The sequence below is a fragment of the Nonomuraea sp. NPDC003201 genome (genome assembly GCF_053590415.1).
The window spans coordinates 17,256-36,819 of record NZ_JBSFTC010000091.1 but is presented as its reverse complement, the minus strand read 5'-3'; the positions used below and the strand labels follow the sequence as shown (position 1 = coordinate 36,819).

Annotated in this window: 16 protein-coding genes; 6 read left to right on the top strand and 10 right to left on the bottom strand. The window is 71.3% G+C overall.

What is annotated here, in order from left to right; translation table 11 throughout:
• The 6 genes from cofG to ACWDX9_RS28445 all read right to left on the bottom strand — a co-directional run.
• The coding region (gene cofG, locus ACWDX9_RS28470; RefSeq protein ID WP_449959207.1) for a 7,8-didemethyl-8-hydroxy-5-deazariboflavin synthase CofG at positions 1-1,556 on the bottom strand (1,556 nt) is incomplete at its 3' end.
• A gap of 53 nt (positions 1,557-1,609) precedes the next feature.
• On the bottom strand, positions 1,610-2,506 hold the full coding sequence (locus ACWDX9_RS28465) for a DNA-3-methyladenine glycosylase family protein (RefSeq protein ID WP_449959205.1): 897 nt from the start codon (positions 2,504-2,506) through the stop codon (positions 1,610-1,612).
• A 63-nt stretch (positions 2,507-2,569) separates the two neighbouring features.
• Positions 2,570-3,649 (bottom strand): sugar phosphate nucleotidyltransferase, encoded by a 1,080-nt coding sequence (locus ACWDX9_RS28460; protein WP_449959203.1) that lies wholly within the window; start codon positions 3,647-3,649, stop codon positions 2,570-2,572.
• A 32-nt stretch (positions 3,650-3,681) separates the two neighbouring features.
• Positions 3,682-4,797 carry a glycosyltransferase family 4 protein gene (locus tag ACWDX9_RS28455; protein WP_449959201.1) on the bottom strand — a complete coding sequence of 372 codons (1,116 nt, stop codon included), beginning with the start codon at positions 4,795-4,797 and terminating at the stop codon, positions 3,682-3,684.
• Positions 4,798-4,890: 93 nt separating this feature from the next.
• A complete protein-coding gene (locus ACWDX9_RS28450; protein WP_449959199.1) occupies positions 4,891-5,790 on the bottom strand; it encodes a lysylphosphatidylglycerol synthase domain-containing protein in 900 nt (299 codons plus the stop codon).
• The gene (locus ACWDX9_RS28445; RefSeq protein ID WP_449959197.1) at positions 5,787-6,614 is read right to left on the bottom strand and encodes a methyltransferase domain-containing protein; all 828 of its coding nucleotides are present in this window, start codon (positions 6,612-6,614) and stop codon (positions 5,787-5,789) included. Before ACWDX9_RS28445 ends, ACWDX9_RS28450 begins: the two co-directional genes overlap by 4 nt.
• A gap of 110 nt (positions 6,615-6,724) precedes the next feature.
• On the opposite strand from ACWDX9_RS28445, the gene ACWDX9_RS28440 reads away from it, so the two are divergent.
• Positions 6,725-7,684 carry a lysylphosphatidylglycerol synthase transmembrane domain-containing protein gene (locus tag ACWDX9_RS28440; protein ID WP_449959195.1) on the top strand — a complete coding sequence of 320 codons (960 nt, stop codon included), beginning with the start codon at positions 6,725-6,727 and terminating at the stop codon, positions 7,682-7,684.
• Here the strand turns inward: ACWDX9_RS28440 and ACWDX9_RS28435 are convergent.
• The 3 genes from ACWDX9_RS28435 to ACWDX9_RS28425 all read right to left on the bottom strand — a co-directional run bounded on the left by ACWDX9_RS28435 (position 7,585) and on the right by ACWDX9_RS28425 (position 11,682).
• Positions 7,585-8,646 carry a glycosyltransferase family 4 protein gene (locus ACWDX9_RS28435; RefSeq protein ID WP_364243009.1) on the bottom strand — a complete coding sequence of 354 codons (1,062 nt, stop codon included), beginning with the start codon at positions 8,644-8,646 and terminating at the stop codon, positions 7,585-7,587. The genes ACWDX9_RS28440 and ACWDX9_RS28435 overlap by 100 nt on opposite strands.
• 3 nt (positions 8,647-8,649) lie before the next feature.
• Positions 8,650-9,579: a glycosyltransferase family 2 protein gene (locus tag ACWDX9_RS28430; RefSeq protein WP_357726325.1), complete on the bottom strand. Its 930-nt coding sequence runs from the start codon at positions 9,577-9,579 to the stop codon at positions 8,650-8,652.
• A 72-nt stretch (positions 9,580-9,651) separates the two neighbouring features.
• On the bottom strand, positions 9,652-11,682 hold the full coding sequence (locus tag ACWDX9_RS28425; RefSeq protein ID WP_449959193.1) for a hypothetical protein: 2,031 nt from the start codon (positions 11,680-11,682) through the stop codon (positions 9,652-9,654).
• Between the two features lie 158 nt (positions 11,683-11,840).
• Here ACWDX9_RS28425 and ACWDX9_RS28420 point away from each other — a divergent pair, with 158 nt between their 5' ends.
• The 5 genes from ACWDX9_RS28420 (at position 11,841) to ACWDX9_RS28400 (ending at position 18,574) form a co-directional block, all read left to right on the top strand.
• Positions 11,841-13,328 carry a hypothetical protein gene (locus tag ACWDX9_RS28420; RefSeq protein ID WP_449959191.1) on the top strand — a complete coding sequence of 496 codons (1,488 nt, stop codon included), beginning with the start codon at positions 11,841-11,843 and terminating at the stop codon, positions 13,326-13,328.
• 144 nt (positions 13,329-13,472) lie between these two features.
• Positions 13,473-15,131, top strand: coding sequence for an LCP family protein (locus ACWDX9_RS28415; protein WP_449959189.1), 1,659 nt, complete (start codon positions 13,473-13,475; stop codon positions 15,129-15,131).
• A gap of 179 nt (positions 15,132-15,310) precedes the next feature.
• On the top strand, positions 15,311-16,717 hold the full coding sequence (locus ACWDX9_RS28410; protein ID WP_449959187.1) for an acyltransferase family protein: 1,407 nt from the start codon (positions 15,311-15,313) through the stop codon (positions 16,715-16,717).
• A gap of 56 nt (positions 16,718-16,773) precedes the next feature.
• Positions 16,774-17,736: a glycosyltransferase gene (locus tag ACWDX9_RS28405; protein WP_449959185.1), complete on the top strand. Its 963-nt coding sequence runs from the start codon at positions 16,774-16,776 to the stop codon at positions 17,734-17,736.
• A gap of 124 nt (positions 17,737-17,860) precedes the next feature.
• Positions 17,861-18,574 carry an acetoacetate decarboxylase family protein gene (locus ACWDX9_RS28400; RefSeq protein WP_449959183.1) on the top strand — a complete coding sequence of 238 codons (714 nt, stop codon included), beginning with the start codon at positions 17,861-17,863 and terminating at the stop codon, positions 18,572-18,574.
• 21 nt (positions 18,575-18,595) lie between these two features.
• Here the strand turns inward: ACWDX9_RS28400 and ACWDX9_RS28395 are convergent, their stop codons facing one another.
• The gene (locus ACWDX9_RS28395) at positions 18,596-19,480 is read right to left on the bottom strand and encodes a glycosyltransferase family 2 protein (protein ID WP_449959181.1); all 885 of its coding nucleotides are present in this window, start codon (positions 19,478-19,480) and stop codon (positions 18,596-18,598) included.
• Between the last annotated feature and the right edge of the window lie 84 nt (positions 19,481-19,564).

Here is a 19,564-nt window from a genome sequence, read left to right as displayed (position 1 = left end):
GCCGCAGCGCCCGCTGGCCCCGCAGCGGGGTGCGCGGCGTCAGCGCCCGCACCCTCCGCAACCCGCGCTCCAGGCGCCGGTGCGGCGGGGAGCCCTGCGGTGGTGCTCGGCGCAACGCGTGCGGCGGGATCCCGCTCCGCACCGTCCGACGGCGCGGTGGACGACGGCGCGGTGGATGGAAGGGGTGAGGGGAGGCGGTCGCGGAGGGCGGTCCAGTCGCCGTAGACGTGGTCGAAGTCGTCCCGCCGATCGTGCGTGCGCCCCGCCGTGTCCACCTCCACGTGCAGATCCACCCGCCCCGACGACGCGAACCCGCCGTCCGGCTCCTGCCACGGCAGCCCCCGCAGCTCGGCGTCAGCGCGGGCGAGCCCTGTGGCAGGGTCCGCCAGGGCGGCCACGTGGGCGAAGAGCCGGGGGTCCAGCCACGGCTCCCCGGCCACCACGTACTCGGGATAGATCGTCAGCCGCTCCCGGAGCTGGAACCCGGACTCGGCGGTCCGGGCCTCCAGGAGGGAGATCTGCGGCCAGGGCCGCTCGGGGTTCACGTGGTCGGGGGTGAGCGGCGACACCCCGCCCCAGTCGTCGATCCCCGCCCGGATCATCAGCGCGTACTCGGAGTCCACCAGGTTGGGCGGCGCCTGGATGCGGACCCGGGGCCCGAGCACGAGCCGCGCGACCGCGATCGTGGCCGCCAGCTCCTCCAGGGACGCGTCGGGCAGCCCCCGCATCGCCGTGTCGGGCTTGGCGCGGAAGTTCTGGACGATGACCTCCTGGATCCCGCCGTACTCGCGCGCCACCCGCCGGATCGCGAAGATCGACTCGGCCCGGTCCTCGATGGTCTCGCCGATGCCGATCAAGATCCCGGTGGTGAAGGGCACGTTCGTCCGGCCGGCGTCCTCCAGGACGCGCAGGCGTACGGCCGGGTCCTTGTCCGGCGACCCGTAGTGGGCCTCCCCCTTCTCCTCGAACAGCCGCCGCGACGTCGTCTCCAGCATCATCCCCATGGACGGCGCGACGGGCTTGAGCCGCTGCAGGTCACGCCAGGTCAGCACCCCCGGGTTGAGGTGCGGCAGCAACCCGGTCTCCTCCAGCACTCCGATCGCCATGGCCCGCACATAAGAAAGGGTGTCGTCATAGCCGTGCGCGTCGAGCCAGGAGCGCGCCTGGTGCCAGCGGTCCTCAGGCCGGTCGCCCAGCGTGAACAGCGCTTCCTTGCACCCCATGGCCGCCCCCTGCCGGGCGATCTCCAGCACCTCGTCAGGGCTCAGGAACGGCGCGGGCAGCTTGTGCGGCGCGGTCGCGAAGGTGCAGTAACCACAACGGTCCCGGCAGAGCCGGGTCAACGGGATGAACACTTTCTTGCTGTACGTGATGATCCCTTCGCGGCCGACCGCCCGCAGCCCGGCGTCACGTACGCGGGAGGCATGTTCGAGCAGGGCGTCGAGGTGCTCGCCCCTGGCCTGCAGGAGGACGGTCACCTCCGTGACGTCGAGGGCCTTGCCGTCGCGGGCACGTGCGAGGGCCCGGCGGAGTGCGGAATCACTGACGAGACTCATACGGGCACAGTACGACGGCTGAGTTCGCCGCACGCACCCAGGGGCCCGGCGCGTCAGAAGGACCGGTAGTCGCGTACGGACATCCGGGGCCCGCGCGCGGGCGGGCGCAGGCCGGTGAGCCAGACCAGCACCGCGGCGCGGTGCCGATGCCCCTGGTACGGCTCCAGCAGCCGCAACATCCCCGGGTCGTCGGTCTTCTCCCCGGTCAGCGCGTAGCCGACGAGCTTGGCCAGGTGGTAGTCGCCGACGCTCACCGCGTCCGGGTCGCCCAGCGCGCGCTGGCGCACCTCGGCCGAGGTCCACACCCCGATCCCGGGCAGCGCCCGCAGCAGCCGGTCGAGCTCCTCGGTGGTCGCGGCGGCCTCCAGCTTGTCGGCGTGCCAGGCGGCGTTCGCGATCGTCCGGGCGCGCACGGCCTCCGCCCCCGCGCGGTGCCAGTGCCAGCTGGGGATCTGCCGCCACACCACGGTCTCGGGCACGACCCGCATCCCCTCGGGCGCGGGTCCGGGCGCGGGCTCGCCGTACCGGCCGAGCAGCCACCGCCAGGCCCGCCACGCCTCCTGCCCGACCACCTTCTGCTCGAGCACGGCCGGTACGAGGGCCTCCATGACCCGCCCGGTACGCCCGATCCGCAAACCCGGATTTTTCCTGACAACCTCCGCCAAAACATCATGTTTGGCAACAAATCCGGAAGCGTCGTCGAATGCCCCCAACAGCGCCGGCAGCGCCTCCAGCGCCCACTCCGCGCCCGGCCCCCACGCCTGCCCGTGCACGCACCCGGCCTTGACGCCCACCCGCAGCGTGCACGGCCCGTCGGGCGTCCTGGACGTGCGCCACACGGACCCGTCAGCGCCCTGCCGCCAGGTGGGATCCCCGCCACCGCGCTTGTGCGGCTGCAACGCCAGCCCCACGTCCAGCGGCCCCTCGGGCACCCACCTGCGCTCTCTCACCCGTCCAGTCTGCCCCCACCTCCCCGCTGCCCGTGACCGGGCCGCAGGAGCAAGGGCAGAGGCTCAGACGTCGCTGGAATAGCGCATCGCGCGCTCGGGCAGCTCCACCCCGGGCCAGATGCGCACGCCGTTCTGCAGCTCGTTGCCCGGCCCCACGATGGCGCCGTCGCCGATCACCGCGTCGCACACCACCGTGCCCGCGCAGACCCGTGCGCCCCGGCCCACCACGGAGTCCGTCACGGACGCGCCCGCCTCGATGACGCAGTCGTCGGTCAGCACCGAGCCCACCACCGTCGCCCCGGCCTCGACCACGACCCGCGCGCCGACCGCCGTGCCGCCCTGCACCTTGGCCTCGGGCGAGACCTGAGCCCCTTCCAGCGCGAGGAACTCCCCGGTCGGCCCCGGCAGCGCGGGCGAGTCGAGCCGCCCCAGCACCAGGTCGCGCGACCCCCGTACGAAGGCCGCCGGCGTGCCGACGTCGAGCCAGTAGGTGCGGTCGGCGTAGCCCAGCACCAGCTCGCCCGCCTCGATCAGCCCGGGGAACGTCTCCCGCTCCACGGACACGACCTCGTCGCGGGGGATCGAGTCGATCACCGACCGGGTGAACACGTAGCAGCCGGCGTTGATCCGGTTGGTGACCGGGTTGGGCGTCTTCTCCAGGAAGGCCGTCACCCGCCCGGTCTCGTCGGTCGGGACGCACCCGAACCGGGAGGGATCGTCGACTTCTGTCAAATGGAGCGTTACAGCGGCATGTCGTGCCAGGTGGGTGCGTACCTGATCGCCGATGTCATGGCCCGAGAGGATGTCCCCGTTGAGGATGAGGACCGGGTCGGACGGCCCCGCCGTGAGGGCTTCGGCGGCGTTGCGGATCGCGCCGCCGGTGCCCAGCGGCGTCTCCTCGGTGATGTATTCGAGGGAGAGCCCGAACGCCGACCCGTCGCCGAAGGCGGGCTCGAACATCGACGCCTTGTAGGAGGTGGCGAACACGATCCGGCGGACCCCGAAAGATCGCGCACGGGCGAGTTGGTGGGCCAGGAACGGCACTCCGGCGGTCGGCAGCAGCGGTTTGGGCGTGCCCAGTGTCAGCGGACGCAGGCGCGTGCCCTGCCCCCCGACCAGGAGGATCGCCTCGAGGTCTGGCAAAGAGCTCTCCATCACTCCGTGAGGTTACCGAACTATTCGATCGCGCGTTGATAAGAGCTGAGATGCGCCTCGGCCGAGGCGTCCCAGGTGAACTCGCGTGCTCTTGCCAGCCCCGCCTCCCGCAGCTGCCCCCTGCGGGCGGAGGAGCCCAGCAGGTGTCCGAGCGCCACGGCGATGCTGTCGGCGTCCGGCTCGGTGTAGGCCACGGCGTCGCCGCCGACCTCCGGCAGAGACGAGCGATGCGTCGTCAGGACCGGCGCGCCGCAGGCCATGGCCTCCAGCACCGGCAGGCCGAACCCCTCGCCGCGCGACGGGAAGGCCACCACGAGCGCCCCGCCCAGGAACCCGGGCAGATCGGGCGCGCGCAGGTAGCCGGGCCGGATGACCCTGACCGTGGCCTCCACCTCCCGGCAGGCGGCGTCGACGTCGTCCTCGTGGACCCCGCCGCCGATCACCAGCGCGGGCGGCGCGTCCAGGTGCTTCGCGGCGGCGGCGAAGCCGCGGATGAGGTTGGGAACGTTCTTACGGGGGTCGAGCGCGCCCAGGAACGCCACATAGGGCTGGCCGTGCAGCCCGCACCGCAGCGCGACCCGGCGGATCTCGTCGTCGCTCGGCGGGTGGAACTGCCGCAGGTCGACTCCGTGGTAGGCGACGTCGATGCGGGTGGGGTCGGCGGCGAGCACGCGGACGAGCTCGTCCCTGGTCGCCTTGGAGGGCACGATCACCCGCCGGGCGTGGCGCACGGCGGTGCGGGTGGCGGAGCGGAAGAACGACGCCCGCGAACTGTGCTGGTCGGGCTCGGTGAACCAGGTGGCGTCGTGGACCGTCACCACGGTCGGCAGGCCCGAACCGAGCGGGATGGAGTAGTAGGGGGCGTGGATCACGTCCGCCCCCGCCTGTCGGGCGAGCAGCGGCAGGCCGGTCTGTTCCCAGGCGAGCCGGGCGGCCCTGTTGGAGATCGCCACGGGCCCCGGGAGGACCAGGGCCGAGGGCGCGAGGCTCCGGTAGCGCTCGGCCTCTGAGCGCTGGCAGACCACCGCGAGGTCTGCGCCGGCCCGGTCGAGCGCGGCCACGAGCCCGTCCACATATCTGATCAACGCGCCACGGTCCGCGGGGACCGCCGCCGCGTCGACGAGCACTCGAGGCATTACGTAGATCTTCTCCCCTCAAGATCAACGTGGGACTGGTGTCCCCCTCTGAAGTTCAGCTTATGACCAGCCTCCCCTAAATCGCCGGTCAAATCACACGGAGTTGCGACGCGCTGCGATTCCCGCCATACCGGCGCAGATCAGGTCCCCCAAAATAATGACAATGCGGGACGAAAGAGCCACCGCGATCGCCGCGCCGCCGTCCACGTGAGGCGCCAGCACCGCGACCATCGCGACCTCCCGCACGCCCGCGCCCGCGGGGACGACGAAGGTCAGGATGCCCAGGCACCACGACAGCGCGAAGGCCCCGACGGCGAAGAGCAGGCCGCCCTGGGGGGCGACGAAGTAGAGGTGCACGCCGTAGCAGAGCCAGCCGGCCAGCGCCCAGCCGAGGGCGGCGAGCATGCCGCGCCGGGTGAGCGGGCGTTCGAGCGGCTCCCGCTTGAGCTTGCGCAGGGCGTACCCGATCACGGCGTTGATGACCTTGGGCTCCAGCAGGACCAGCAGCAGCGGGATGAACAGCAGCAGCCAGCCGTAGCGGTCCCAGCCGAGCGTGACCACCGAGACGAGCAGGCCGGTCGCCAGCTGGATGGGCATCATCAGGAAGAACGCCGCCGCGCTGCGCGAGCGCGGCACGCCGAGGTCGCGCCCCATCTCCATCTGGGCGATCACCGGCCAGACGGCGCCGGGGATGTACTTGCCGAGCTGGCCGACGAAGAAGACCTTGGCGGCGGGCCTCGGCGGCAGCGGGGAGCCGAGGTCGGCCAGGAGGGTGCGCCAGGTGAGCATGGCGCCGAGCAGCGCCGCGACCACGGCGACCAGGGACCCGGCCAGCGCGGCCCACGACAGCCTGGCGAACCCGGCCACCACGGTGTCCCACTGCTTGGCCACGGCGTAGGCGCCGAAGCCGAGCGCGACGGCCAGGAAGCCGTACCGGACGAGCCTGCGGACCGGCGAGCGCCGCGGCGCGGCCTCCTCTTTCACGGTCGTCACAGCGGACGGACCCGCTCGGGCGGCCGCGGCAGCGCCGCGCCCGCGGGCCGCCGCGGCGTCTTGGTGGCCACCCACAGGTACGTGGGTACCAGGGGCAGCAGCAGCCTGAGCACCTCACGGGGAGTGCGGGCCAGCACGGTCTGCGCGATCCGCCCCAGCGCGCCGGGGAACAGCTCGCCCCCCGCGAACCGGCCCGGCGTGGCCAGCACGGGGAAGGTGTAGTCCCACACGTGGAAGGCCCGCAGCATCTTGCGCAGCCCGCGCCGCGTCCTGAACCGCTCGTAGTAGTGGTCGGCCCGCCCGGACGCCCGCACGTAGCGGTCGGCCAGCGCGGGCGGCAGGTAGGACAGGAACGGCAGCTTGTAGTGGGGCTCCATGACGCCGAGCCGGTTGCCCAGCCCCAGGTAGAGGACCCCGTCGTCGGACAGCACCCGGTGCATCTCGGCCACCACGGAGTCGGGGTCGACCACGTGCTCGTAGATGTGGTTGAAGACCAGCACGTCGATCGACCCGTCGGGGAACGGCAGCGCGGTGCCGTCGCCGCACACGAACGCCACCCGCTCGCCGAACCGGTCGGCGGCCTTGCGCAGCCCCGGCACGTCGATGTCGATGCCCAGCGTGTGCTTCGCCCCGGCCTGCGCGAGCTCGTCGGCGATGAACCCCGCGGAGCAGCCCACGTCGCCCACCGTCAGCCCGCCCAGCGGCCCGCGGAAGTGCTCGAGCACCGCGATGATCTTCGCAGCCTTCCGCCGCCGTTTGCCCTCGTCGAGCATGGCGGACTGGAACTCCGAGTATTCGAGCTGCGCGACTCGTTGCTTACCCACGAGGACCCACAGTACCCAAATGGGCATGGGTACGAAGCCGGTGCGGCCGCGCTCGCGGTCGTCGGCGCCGCCGTCTGGCCTGCCCGGCGGAGCACGCGTAGCCTGAGCGAATGCTCCGTCGCCTGCTGCGCGTCGTCCTCGCCCTGATCGCCCTCGGCTTCCTGGGTTACGGGCTGGCCACGAACTGGGACGAGACCACCGGGGCGGTGGCGGCGATGTCACCGTGGGCGGTGCTCGGGGCGTTCGCGGCGGTGCTGCTCGGCCAGGTCTTCATCCTGGTGGCCTGGCGGGAGATCCTGGCGGGGCTGGGCACGCGGGTGCCGCTGCGGATCGCCGGGCGGATCATGTTCGTGGGCCAGCTGGGCAAGTACATCCCGGGCGCCGTGTGGGCGTACGCGGCGATGATGGACCTCGGGCGCGACCACGGGAGCCCGCCGCGGCGCACGTTCGCGACGATCTCGCTGAGCCTGGTGATCAACCTCGGCGTCGCCGTCTCGATCGCCGCGGCGACGCTGGGCTCGCTGGAGGCGGTGCGCAAGGCCTGGTACCTCGTGCTGCTCGTGCCGGTGATCATCGTGTGCCTGCATCCCAAGGTGCTCACCTGGGGTCTCAACCTGGCGCTGCGGATCGCGCGCAAGGAGCCGCTGGAGAGCGTGCTGCCCGGCCGTACCGTGGTCGTCGCGGTGGCGTGGACCGCGCTCGGCTGGTTCGTGTACGGCCTGCACATCTGGTTGCTCTCCGGCCGCTCCGACCTCTACCTCGTCGCGACCGGAGCGTACGCGTTCGCGTGGGCCACCGGGATCCTCACCATCGTCGTGCCCGCGGGGGTCGGGGTCAGGGAGGGCGCGCTGGTGCTGGTGCTCTCGCCGCTCATCGGCACCCCGGCGGCGCTCGCGGTGGCGATCGTGTCGCGGCTGGCGTTCACGCTGGCGGACGCGACGGCCGCGGGCATCTCGTTCGTGCTCGGCCGTCAGGCGGCCAGCAGCGTCCCCGCGTACGCCGACCAGAACGGCTCGGGATCGACGGCCTTGACGCCCGACCGCAACCTCTCGGGCTCGCCCGAGGCGTAGAAGCGTTCGAGGGCCGCGCGCAGCGCCCCGGCGTCACCCGGCTCGACCAGCAGCCCGTCCACGCCGTCGGTGACGTGGTCGGCGAGCGCGCCGACGCGGGTGGCGATCACCGGCACGCCGTGCTCGTGGCCGAGCCAGACGTTCTGGCTGGCGGTCGCGTTCCGGTACGGGAGCACGAGCGCGTCCGCCCGCGCGAACAGCCCCGGCACGTCCTCGGCGGCCACGTAGCCGGGCCGCAGCTCGACCCGGTCACCGAGGCCCAGCTCGGCGATCAGCGCCCGCGTCTCGTCGAGCCCGCCCCAGAACTCCCCCGCGACGGTCAGCGAGATCCCGTCGGGCAGCGCCCTGAGCAGCAGATCCAGCCCCTTGTACGGCCGCACGATGCCGAAGAACAGCAACCGGCGGTGGACCTGGGTGGACTTCTCGGCATTGGTGGAGGGCAGGTGCGGCGGCAGCGCCGCCACGCTGACCGGGCTGCCCGTCAACCCCCTGGCCAGCCCGGCCTGCTGCTCGGAGTGGGTCAGGACCCCGTCGACCCGCTTGAGCAGCGCCTTCATGAGCGGCTCGTCGTACGGCTTGCGCTCGTGGGGCAACACGTTGTGGCAGAGGGCAATAGTCCTGACTTTTCGCCTTATCCCGTACAAAATCCCCAAATATGCGGGGACCTGCACCGGACTCAGCACGGCCAGCACCACCAGATCCGCCGACCTGAGCCGCCTCCCGGCGGCCACCCACCCGTCGGGACGCCGCCAGTCGAGCCTGCGCAGGGTCTTCGGGAAAGGCGTGCCCTCCGGCGCGGAGATCGTCTGCTGCCCCGGGTAGAGGAACGACGGATACTGCGCCCGCCACGACTCGATCACCACGTCGTGGCCCTGGGCCGCGAGGCGGTGCGCCAGCTCGGTGGTGTGCTGGGCCCCGCCCCCCTTGTACGGATAGGTGGGGCCGACGATCGCGATCCGCACGCGCTACTCCCCCCGCGACCGCACGATCAGGTCAGCGAGCAGCGCCACGGACCCGATCAGCAGCCCGGACAGGAAGATCATCACGGTGTTGGCCGGGAAGTAGAACGGGTGCATGACCATGTCCCACAGACCCTTCACGAACCCGATGCCCACCAGCCACAGCGCGGGCGGCATGAGCACCTTGAGCGGGTTGAAGTACATGATCATCCGCAGCACCTGCAGGATGTAGCGGTACGCGTCGGACACGAAGCTGAACTTCGACTTCCCGGCCCGCTTGGCGTAGTCGATCGGCAGGTAGTAGATGTCGTGCTGGTTGGACAGGAACGACAGCGTGATCGTCGTCACACACGAGAACCCGGGCGGGAGCAGCCGCAGATAGGGCTTGGCCACCGTCCTGCGGAAGGCCCGCAGCCCCGAGTTGAGGTCGGGGATCTTCTGCCCGGCCAGCTGCTCCGCCACCTTGCGGATCACCCATTTGGCGGGGACCCGCAGCAGCTTGTGCGAGCCCTCCTCGCTGGTGCGCGCGCCGACCACCTGGTCGATCATCGGATCCTTCTCCAGGATCTGCACCAGCTCGGGGATGCGGTCGTTGGGGTAGGTCATGTCGGCGTCGGTCCAGACGACGATCTCGCCCTTGGCCTCCTGCGTGCCGATGCGCCGCACGGTGCCCGCGCCGCCGTTGCGGTGGAAGGCGCGGATGCGCAGGTGGGGGTAGTCGGGAGCGGCCTGCTTCAGCCTGGCCAGCGTCTCGTCGGTCGAGCAGTCGTCCACGGCCACGAGCTCGTAGGTGTAGCCGCTCGAGTCCATGGACCTGGTGATGCGCTCGACTTCATCGATGACGTGATCCTGCTCGTTGTAGCAGGGAAGAACGATGGTGACGTACGGCGCTTCTTCCACGGCAGGTCCACTCTTCGGGGTCTCTAGCGTGCTCACGGGCCTTGAGGGTACTCTGCCCAACTCAAAGCCGAGTCCACGTGCGCCCACTGGGGGCTCCCACTTCCAAGATCATCCATTCCCTTCGGGGAGGGCCATCCAGGCGCCGATCCGCAGGCCCCAGGTGCCGTTCGGGGCGTCCACGAGAGAGCGTTCGTCCTGGCGGGAGGCCAGCGCGAAGACCTGAGTCGGAGGCCCGTACGGCGCCACCTGGTAGTCGTCGGCGGCCAGCACGACGGGGACGCGGCCCGCGGCGCGCACCCGGGCGATCAGCCGGCGCACCTCCGCCTCGGGGGCGGTGTCCACCGAGCCCTCGCGGGCCACGATCGCCGCCGGGCGGTCGCACATGCCGCGTACGAGCTGGGTGAACCGGTCGCCGGTCACCCGCTCCACGATCAGCACCGACGCGTCGGGCGGGAACTTCGCGCACATCCCCGCCACCGCCGCCGCCTCGCCCCGCTCGACCGGCGTGAACGCCGTCCCGATGGAGGTGACGGCCGGCGGCGCGAGGACGATCGGGACGGCGAGCGCCATCCCCCACCGCCGCGCCCGGGACCCGCGCGGCCAGGACGGCGGGTGTGCCCGGAGCAGGTCGCGCAGCCATGCCAGGCCGTACATGGCGAGCAGGATCAGGCCCGGGATCACGATGGGGACCAGGCGGCGGGCGGCCCACGGGTGGTCAGGGGTGATCTCGGGGCGCAGGAGCGTGGTGACGGTGGTCCAGCCGATCACCGCGAGGGGCAGCAGCCACTCGAACGGCCCGCCGTCCCGCAGCAGCCTGCGCACCAGCACCGCCGCCGCGACCGTGGCCAGCACCACCACGGGGATGCCGACGTACCAGGCCACCCAGTGCAGGGAGTTCTCGAAGTAGAGCCGGGTGTCGTCCACGGGCAGGCCGTTGGCCTGCTGGGTCTGGGCGATCATCAGGGCCGTGCGCCGGTCGTCCTCGGTCACGGGCACGCGGGTCACGGTCTGGAACCACGGGCGCGCGTACAGGCCGGCCATGAGCAGCACGACCAGCCCTGCCCCGGCCGCGGGGACCCACGCCGGCGGCCGGATCCTGGCCAGCAGCGGGGCCGCGGCCGTGCCCACCGCGGTGAGCACGAGGACGGCGGCGCAGATGGCCAGCAGCGGCTTGACCGACCCCGACAGGTACGACAGGTAGGGCCGGGAGAGCAGGTACGCCGCGAGCATCCCGGCCCCGGCGCCCGCCACCAGCCCGGCCAGCAGCGGCAGGCCCAGCGCCCCCTGCGGCCTGGCGAAGCGGCGCATCGCGATCAGCAGCCCCGCGAACGCCAGCACCGGCAGCACGTCGCGCAGCCCGTCGACCCGGACCAGCACGGCCAGCCCGAACACCAGCCCGGCCAGCAGCCCGCGGGCCCGGCCCGGCCGGGCGAGCGCGTCGTGAGCCAGCGCCAGCCCGCCGAACAGCAGGATCAGCGACGGGATCTCGCTGAACGTGCTGCGCGAGGTGTAGAGGATCGGCAGGCTGACCGCGAACACCGCCGCCCCCAGCACCGCCCACCGCGCCCCCGCCAGCCGCGCCACCACCCCGGCCACCGTGAGCACGGCCAGCCCGCCCAGCACCGCCGGGATCGCGAAGGGCATCCCCAGCCAGTCGCCGACCGCGAACAGGATCGGCGGCCCCGGCATGAACTGCGGCACCACCGCCCCGTCGAACGCGTAGAACCCGACGCTCTTGAAGATCAACGACGGGTCCGGGCCGCCGAACGCCCAGGCCTGCGTGGGGACGGGCAGCGAGCCGTGGCCCGCGATCCAGGCCGCGTACTGCGCGTACGTGGCCGGGTCGCGCCTGACGACGATCTGCTCGGTGTGCATGAGCGTGTTGAACACGCCGGACGCCACGGCCACCGCCAGGACGCCCATGACCTGCCGGGACGTGGCCTCGGCCACCTTGCCCAGCCCGCGGGTGCCGGCCCGGCAGAGCAGGGCGGCGGCGGGCAGCCCGAGCAGCGCCGCGGGCAGCGGCGCGAAGTGGCCGAGCAGCAGCAGCGGCAGCCCCGCCACCAGCCAGCCCGCCACGGCGAGCGCGGGCGCCACCGAGAGCACGGCGAGCATCCGCCCGGATCGGTCGAGTCCCATCGGTGAGCGAGCGTATCCAACCTGGAGGTCCCGGTGGGTTCCGCCACACGGCGGGCGATCTTCATCTCAACCGGGGAGACCTGGCGTGCGTACCCCTTATCGGCCGGTTGGCACGGGGTTCACTGAATGGCGGGTAGCGTACGTGGGCACTACGGGACATGCCGGAGAGACAGCAGGAGGGCGTGCGGGTGATGCCGGAGACTCGCGCCGACGTGCCCGCCCGCGGCGGCCTGGCGTGGGTCGGGGATCCGTCCCGGTGGAGACGGCACGGATGGTTCCTGGCGGTCCTCGCCCTCGGCACGGCCCTGCGCGCCCTGGCGATGCTGGGCTACCGGCCGGCCCTGTGGTTCCCCGACTCCTACACCTACGTCGTCACCGTCTTCAAACCCCGCCCCGACCTGGTCCGCCCGGCGGGCTACTCGATGTTCCTGAAGCTGCTGGAGCCCTTCCACGCCTTCGGGACGGTCACGGCCGCGCAGCATCTGCTCGGCCTGGCCACCGGCGTGCTGATCTACCGGGTCGCGCGACGGGCGCCGAGGTGGGTGGCGACGCTGGCCACGGTGCCGGTGCTGCTCGACGCGTACCAGATCGAGCTGGAGCACCTGCTCGTCTCGGACACGCTCTTCATGTTCCTGGTCGTGGCGGCGGTGGCGCTGTGCGGGTCGGAGCGGCGGGGCACGGTCGCCGCCATCGGCCTGCTGCTGGCCGCCGCCACCCTCACCAGGACCGTCGGCCAGCCCCTCATCCTGCTGCTGGCCGCCTGGTACGTGCTGCGCGGGCGCCTGCGCCTGGCCGGGCTGCTGCTGGCCGCCGCCCTCGTGCCGGTCATCGCGTACGGCGCCTGGTTCTACGCCACGTACCAGCGGGTCGGGCTCGTGGGCGCGAACGGCGTCTTCATGTACGCCCGCACGATGTCGTTCGCCGACTGCGGCAGGATGGACCCGCCGCCGGACCTGCGGGTCCTGTGCGACCCGCGCCCCCCGGAGCGGCGGCCGCCGTCGCAGGAGTACATCTGGGCGAAGGACTCCCCGCTCGTGCTGCTGCCCGGGATCACGTTCACGAAGGAGACCGACGACCTGGCGGGCCGGTTCGCGACGCTGGCGATCACCAGGCAGCCGCTCGACTACGCCGCCTCGGTGCTGACGGAGCTGGGCCGCACGTTCACGTGGGGCCGCCCGGTCTACCCCGATCCGGAGATCTACGGCTACTACCAGTTCCCGGTGACGGAGCCGGGGCCGCCTGGCCGCTATCCCGCACAGGTCGGCGCCGATTATGCCAAGCTCTACGAGCGGGGCGAGATCGGCACGGAGATCGTCGAGCCCTACGCCGGCTGGCTGAGGGCCTACCAGAACATGGTGCGGCTGCCCGGCCCGGTGCTCCTGGGGGTGCTGCTGGTGTCCCCGGTGGCGGCCGCCATCCGCCGGAGCGGGCGCAGGCGTCCCGCTCCCTGGCTGGTGCCCTGGTCAGCGGCCGTGGTGCTGCTGGTCACACCGGCCGCGGCGGCGGAGTTCGACTATCGATACGTGTTGCCGGCCGTGCCCCTGGCCTGTTTGGCGGCGGCCCTGAGCATCAGACCTGACGTGCGAAAACACTGCGTGAGCAAGAAAGAGTTTGGCGATGATATTCCACGTAATGTCCAGCTCTGAGTATGCTTTGCCGCGGAAACATCACGCCCGGGTCACGGTCGTTCCCCGCGGTCATGGCACCTGGCACGCCGTACGTGACCTCGTCTCGTGGCGCGAGGCGACGAAGCCAGCGCGTCAGGCGCGAGAAGTGAGGCTAGGGGACGTATGACTGACTACAGGAGCGTGCCCGTAGTCACCTCCGGGCAGGACTACCGGGTTGCCCCCACTCAGCCCGGCAGCAGGATGGCGCGTAGAGCGGCCGCCGCGGCTCCGCCGCCCCCGCCCGACGACCGGCCGCCGCACGGCCACCGCGGCGGCGGCAACGGCGGTGGCCAGAACAAGATGCGCATCCTGGCCTGGGTCAGCATCGGTGTCACCTCGCTCATGGTGGCCGGCGCGCTGACCGGCTACACGGTCTACCGCGACGCCTTCGGCAACATCAAGAAGAAGAGCGTCAACAGCGACATCATCAACCCCCGGCCCGTGGACACCGGCGCCCTCAACGTCCTGCTCGTCGGCTCCGACACCCGCGCGGGCAAGGGCAACGCGCGGTACGGCCAGAAGCTCGCCAGGGAGGCGGACGCGGGCGGAAAGCGCACCGACACGATCATCCTCATGCACATCTCGCCCAACCGGGACAAGGCGCGGCTGATCAGCTTCCCGCGTGACTCGATGGTGCAGATCCCCAAGTGCAAGAACGAGACCACCAAGCAGGAGATGCCGCCGCGCCGGGACATGATCAACTCGGCGTACAACTCCGGCGGCATCGCCTGCACGATCTCCACGATCGAGACCCTCACCGGCATCCGCGTCAACCACTTCGTCGAGGTCGACTTCAGCGGCTTCAAGAACATCGTGGACGCGCTCGGCGGCATCGAGATCTGCCTGAAGTCCGGCGTCAACGACAAGAACTCCAAGCTGGTCCTGCCGCCCGGCAAGAGCCTGCTCAACGGTGAGAAGGCCCTGGGCTACGTGCGCCTGCGCCACTACGGCGACGGCAGCGACATCCAGCGCATCAAGCGGCAGCAGATCTTCCTGAGCAAGGTCGTCGCCAAGGCCACCAGCAGCGAGCTGCTCACCGACGTCGGCAAGCTCAGGGACTTCATCGCGGCCGCGGCCGGGTCGGTCACCATGGACCCGGAGCTGGCCAACGACACCGAGCAGCTCATCAACATCGCGCTGAGCGCCAAGGAGATGACGGCCGGCGGCGTCAAGTTCACGACGATCCCGTGGGGGCCCGACCCCGAGGACAAGAACCGCGTGGTCTGGAAGCAGCCCGACGCCAACGCGCTGTTCACCTCGATCAAGACCGACACCGAGGTCGCCACCCCGGCGCCGTCCGCGAGCGCCAGCCCCGGCACCGGCACCGCCACCAAGCCCAAGGTCACGCTCAAGCCCGAGCAGGTGAAGATCCAGGTGCTCAACGGCACCAAGACCTTCGGCAAGGCCCGCGAGGTCGCCGACCAGCTCGCCAAGGAAGGCTTCAACGTCGTCGGCGTCGGCAACTACGAGGCCGCCGACGGCAAGAGCCTGCCGAAGACGGAGGTCCACTACGCCAAGACCATCGAGTCGGCGCCCGACCACGCCGGCACGCTGGCCGGGGCCCTCGTGCCCAAGCCCACCCCGGCGTCGGGCAAGGTCGCGGCCACCAACCCGCAGCCGTACACGTCGGCGACGCCCCCCACGAGCACCCCGCCGAAGGGCACTCCGGTGATCCAGCTGGTGGTGGGCGAGGACTTCGAGTCGGTCAAGGTGACCAAGCTGCCCGACAGCGTCAACAACAGCACGATCACGGCCTCCGAGCAGAAGAACACCTGCACCTGACGAGCCTCCAAGTTCCCTGTGGAATCGGGCGTTCTCGCCCCACGCGAGGGACAGGAGGCGCGTGGGCGGGATAGTCTGTTGCGGGTCGGCGACGCAGCGCGACCCGGAGCCGAGAGGCCATCCGTTGGTCGTGCTGCCGTCGTGTTCCCCGGCCCCGAGCGAAGCTGAGCGACTCCCCTGTGTCTGACACCAGATTCTCCCCACCGGTCACGACTCCGCGGAGCCCCGAGGAGGAGACCGGCGGCCCCGCCCAGACGGGAGCCCGCTGGCCGCTGCCGGAGGAGGCGTTCTGGAGTGAGGAAGCCGATCCGCACTGGATGGCGCCCGGCGAGCTGACCCAGCCGCAGCCCGCCGTCAAGGACGACGAGCCCCCGACGAAGAACCCGGCGGAGAGCCCGGCGAAGGGTCCCGCGAAGGCTCCGGCGAAGGGTCCCGCGAAGTCCCCGGCGAAGGCTCCCGCGAAGGCTCCGGCCGCGGCGGACGAGCCCTCGCAGGCGGCGCAGGAGCGGCGTCCGCGGAAGCGGGCGAAGGCCGCGGCGGACGACACACCCCAGCCGCAGCCGGAGCCGAAGCAGGAGGCCCAGCCGGCCAAGCGCAAGCGCGACCCGTACCTCGACAACGTCAAGTTCGTGCTGATCGCGCTGGTGGTCGTCGGCCACTCGCTGGTGCCGACGCTGTCGGCGGACTCCTCCAGAGCCCTGTACATCTTCATCTACACGTTCCACATGCCGCTGTTCGTGCTGATCAGTGGCTATTTGTCCAGAAATTTCTGGAACTCGAACGCCAAGACCAACAAACTGGTCGACACGTTCCTGGTCCCGTACGTGATCGTCGAGGTCGGCTACGCCCTGCTCCGCGTCTCGGTGGGCCAGAAGTGGAGCCTGACGATCATCGACCCGGCGTGGCTCAACTGGTACCTGCTGGCGCTGCTGTTCTGGCGGCTGTCCACCCCGGTGTGGAAGCGGATGAAATATCCGGTGCCGGTCGCGATCGTCGTCTACCTGCTCTCCGGGTTCTCGCAGATCGAGGGCGACTTCAGCATGGACCGCTTCTTCGGTCTCATGCCGTTCTTCGTGATCGGCCTGGTGATGCAGCCGGAGCACTTCGAGATGCTCAACCGGCGGTGGATCAAGATCCTGGGGGTCCTCACGATCCTGGGTGCGGCGGGGGTGGCGATCTTCCTCGCGCCGCAGGCGAAGCTCTCCCCGTTCTACTTCAAGGCCAGCTTCCAGGACCTCCACCTGTCGTGGTACATGGGCCTCGGCATGCGCGCCGGGCTGCTGGTGTGCGCGCTGGCCATGTGCTTCGCCGTCCTGGCGCTGGTGCCCCGGGGCGAGACGTGGTTCTCCGACCTCGGCACCCGCACGCTCTACTGCTACCTGCTGCACGGCATCCCCGTGCTGGTCGCCAAGGAGATGGGCTGGCTGGAGTTCCCGTGGCTGTTCGGGCCGCTCGGCGTGCTGGCGATCGCCTCCAGCGCCTTCGCGCTGGCGATCGTGTTGTGCCTGCCTGAGACCCGCACGGTCTTCAAGTGGGTGCTCGAACCTCGCCTGACCTGGCTCTATCGCCGCCCCTCACGAAGTTAAGCGACAGTTCTACCCACATTTACGCCTTTGACCTGGTAGGCGCGGAGCATCGACACATGCGTGTATGTGTCGCCACGACCGTCCATCATCCCGAGGACGCCCGGATCATGCACCGGCAGATCAGGGCGCTGCTCGACGCGGGCCACGAGGTCACCTACGTCGCACCGTTCACGTACTTCAACGTGACCCCCACCATGGGGGTCACCGCGATCGACGTGGCACGGCACGCCTCGTACGGCAGGGCGCGCGCGGCGCTGAAACGCGGCGTGAAGGGCGCGGACCTGCTGATCGTGCACGAGCACCGGCTGCTGGGCGCGCTGCCCTACAGGCGTCCTCCGGTCGTCTGGGACATACGCGAAGAGGTCTCCCCCAGGCGGCTGGCCCGCGCGGGGAGGCGCCACCGCGTGATCACGCCCGCGGAGGTTCCCGAGGCGACCCTGGTGTCCCTCAGCCCGCCTCCTCCCGGCGACACCAGGGTCGTGCACATCGGCCGCCTCTCGTCCGAGCGCGGCGTGTCGGAGCTGATCGGGCTGGCCGAACGGCTGGTCCCGTACGGCGTCAGGCTCGACCTCATCGGCGCGGCGGCCCGGGACGTCCGTCCGCTGCTGCGCGACGCGCAGCGGGTCGGGCTGCTCGACTGGTTCGGGTACGTGCCCAACCGGCACGCGCTGCGCATGGCCGAGGGCGCGCTGGCGGGTCTTTCGCTGGCGGACGACACGGTGCGGACGGCGCCGACGAAGATCATGGACTACATGGGGCGCGGGCTGCCCGTCATCACGACTCCCCAGGGCTCGGCGCTGGTCGAGCGGACCGGGTGCGGGCTCGTGGTGCCGCTGGACGTGGAAGCCGTGCTGAACGCCGTGCTGGACCTCAAGGAGGACCCGCTGCGGCGGGCCCGGCTGGGCGCCCTGGGGCACGCGGAGGCGCGGCTGCACCACCACTGGCCGGACCACGCGGCGGCCTTCGTCAACCGCGCCGAGTCCTGGGCCGGCCTCCCCACCCACGCCCTGGCCGTCTGACCGGAACGGCCGGCCTTCCGGGAGCACGGGCGACACGCCGGAGGCCGGGCGGCGGGTGCGGCACCACGGAAGGACATCGGGGGTGGGAATGGCGACACGACTGAGGGGTTGATGTACTGGGGCCATGGCAACGCATCTGATCCAGGGCCGGACGGTGGCCATGCCGGTGCGGGTGCGGGACGCGGAGGTGTGCAGCGCCTTCTACGCGGTGCGCGCCGACGCCGCCAGGGCGGTGATCGCGTACTCCGGACTCGACGTGGCCGAGTTCCTGCCCGGCAAGGCCGTCTGCGTGCTGCTGTTCGTGGACTATCGCGACGGCGATCTGGACCCGTACCACGAGTTCGGCATGGCGTTCCTGGTGCGTCCCCCGGGCGTGTCCGGGTCCGGGGGGCTGTGGGACCTGCGCCAGGCCGGGGTGTTCGTGCACTGGCTGCCGGTGGACCAGCCGTTCACGCTGGAGGCCGGGCGCACGCTGTGGGGGTTCCCGAAGGAGCTGGCGGACATCGAGCTGCGGCTCGGCACTCCGTACAAACGGTGTGTCCTGCGCAGGGACGGCCGGCTCGTGCTGGACATCCTGATCAAGCCGGGCGTGCCCGCGCCTGGGGCGACGGTGATGGCGCCGCTCGACGCCTACACGCACCGGGACGGGATCACGCGGCGCGTGCCCTGGTCCGTACGGGCCCGCGGCGCCCGGATCCGCCCCAGCGGGGCGCTGATCCGCCTGGGCAACCATCCCATCGCCAAGGAGCTGAGCGAGCTGGGGCTGCCCAGGCGGGCGATGTTCACCAGCACGATCTCGCGGGCCGCGATGTCCTTCGGCGAGGCCGTCGAGGTCTGACGCCCCGATGGCCTGCCACCGTCAGACGATCGGCGGGCGGCCCAGCTTGACCATGCGCCACGCCGTACGCCACGCCATGGGCCGCCGCTCGCCCGCCGGAGTGCGCAGGCCCTCGAAGAACCCGCTGAACCACGCCTTGAGCGCCGGACCGGCCCCGCGCTCCCGCACGAGGGTGAGCACGACCCAGTTGGTGAGGTAGAGGAACGCCAGCGGCCACGGCAGGTTGCGCCGCGCCAGCCAGACCCGGTTGCGCGCGTTGAGCCGGTAGAACTCGACGTGCCGGGTCGGCGGGACCTGCGGGTGGTACATCACCGTCTCGGCGTCGTACTCGATCCGGTAGCCCTCGCCCAGCAGCCGCCAGGCCAGGTCGGTCTCCTCGTGAGCGTAGAAGAACCGCTCGGGCAGCCCGCCCACCTGGAGGAAGGCCGAGCGCCTGATCGCCGAGGCGCCGCCGAGGAACGTCGTGACCGGCGACGAGCGCTGCGGGTCGCCGGCGCGCAGCCGGGGCACGTGGCGCCGCTGGCCGATGCCGCCGTCGGGGTCCATGACGCGGAAGGAGATCACCGCGAGGTCCGGCTCGGTGGCGAAGCGGTCGCGTACGTGCGCGACGACCTTCTGGTTGGCATACCAGCCGTCGTCGTCGAGGAACAGCACGACGTCTCCCGAGCACTCCTCCACGCCGCGGTTACGGCCTGCGGGGATGCCCGTATTCTGGTCGAGCCGGATCGCTTTCACGACCGCGGACGACCCTTCGGGTGGCGTCGCCGACAATTCGGGCACATCTGCACCGTTGCCCACGATCACCACCTCGACGTCGCCGTCGACCTGGTTGAGCGCGGACTCGACCGCCCGATTCAGCTCCGCGACCCGGTTACCCATGGTGAGGATGACGCACGAGATCTTCAACGAATCACTGTCCTGACGCGTTGAGAACACGGGCGGAGCATTCTTTCATGATCACCGAGTCTGCTGGTCTGCATGTTTTGGAAA

What these genes read in the sequence shown, in the direction of transcription:
- ACWDX9_RS28455 (WP_449959201.1), bottom strand. Translation starts at nt 4,797, where the DNA reads ATGCCTCGAGTGCTCGTCGACGCGGCGGCGGTCCCCGCGGACCGTGGC.
- ACWDX9_RS28440 (WP_449959195.1), top strand. Translation starts at nt 6,725, where the DNA reads ATGCTCCGTCGCCTGCTGCGCGTCGTCCTCGCCCTGATCGCCCTCGGC.
- ACWDX9_RS28425 (WP_449959193.1), bottom strand. Translation starts at nt 11,682, where the DNA reads ATGGGACTCGACCGATCCGGGCGGATGCTCGCCGTGCTCTCGGTGGCG.
- ACWDX9_RS28420 (WP_449959191.1), top strand. Translation starts at nt 11,841, where the DNA reads ATGCCGGAGAGACAGCAGGAGGGCGTGCGGGTGATGCCGGAGACTCGC.
- ACWDX9_RS28415 (WP_449959189.1), top strand. Translation starts at nt 13,473, where the DNA reads ATGACTGACTACAGGAGCGTGCCCGTAGTCACCTCCGGGCAGGACTAC.
- ACWDX9_RS28405 (WP_449959185.1), top strand. Translation starts at nt 16,774, where the DNA reads ATGCGTGTATGTGTCGCCACGACCGTCCATCATCCCGAGGACGCCCGG.
- ACWDX9_RS28400 (WP_449959183.1), top strand. Translation starts at nt 17,861, where the DNA reads ATGGCAACGCATCTGATCCAGGGCCGGACGGTGGCCATGCCGGTGCGG.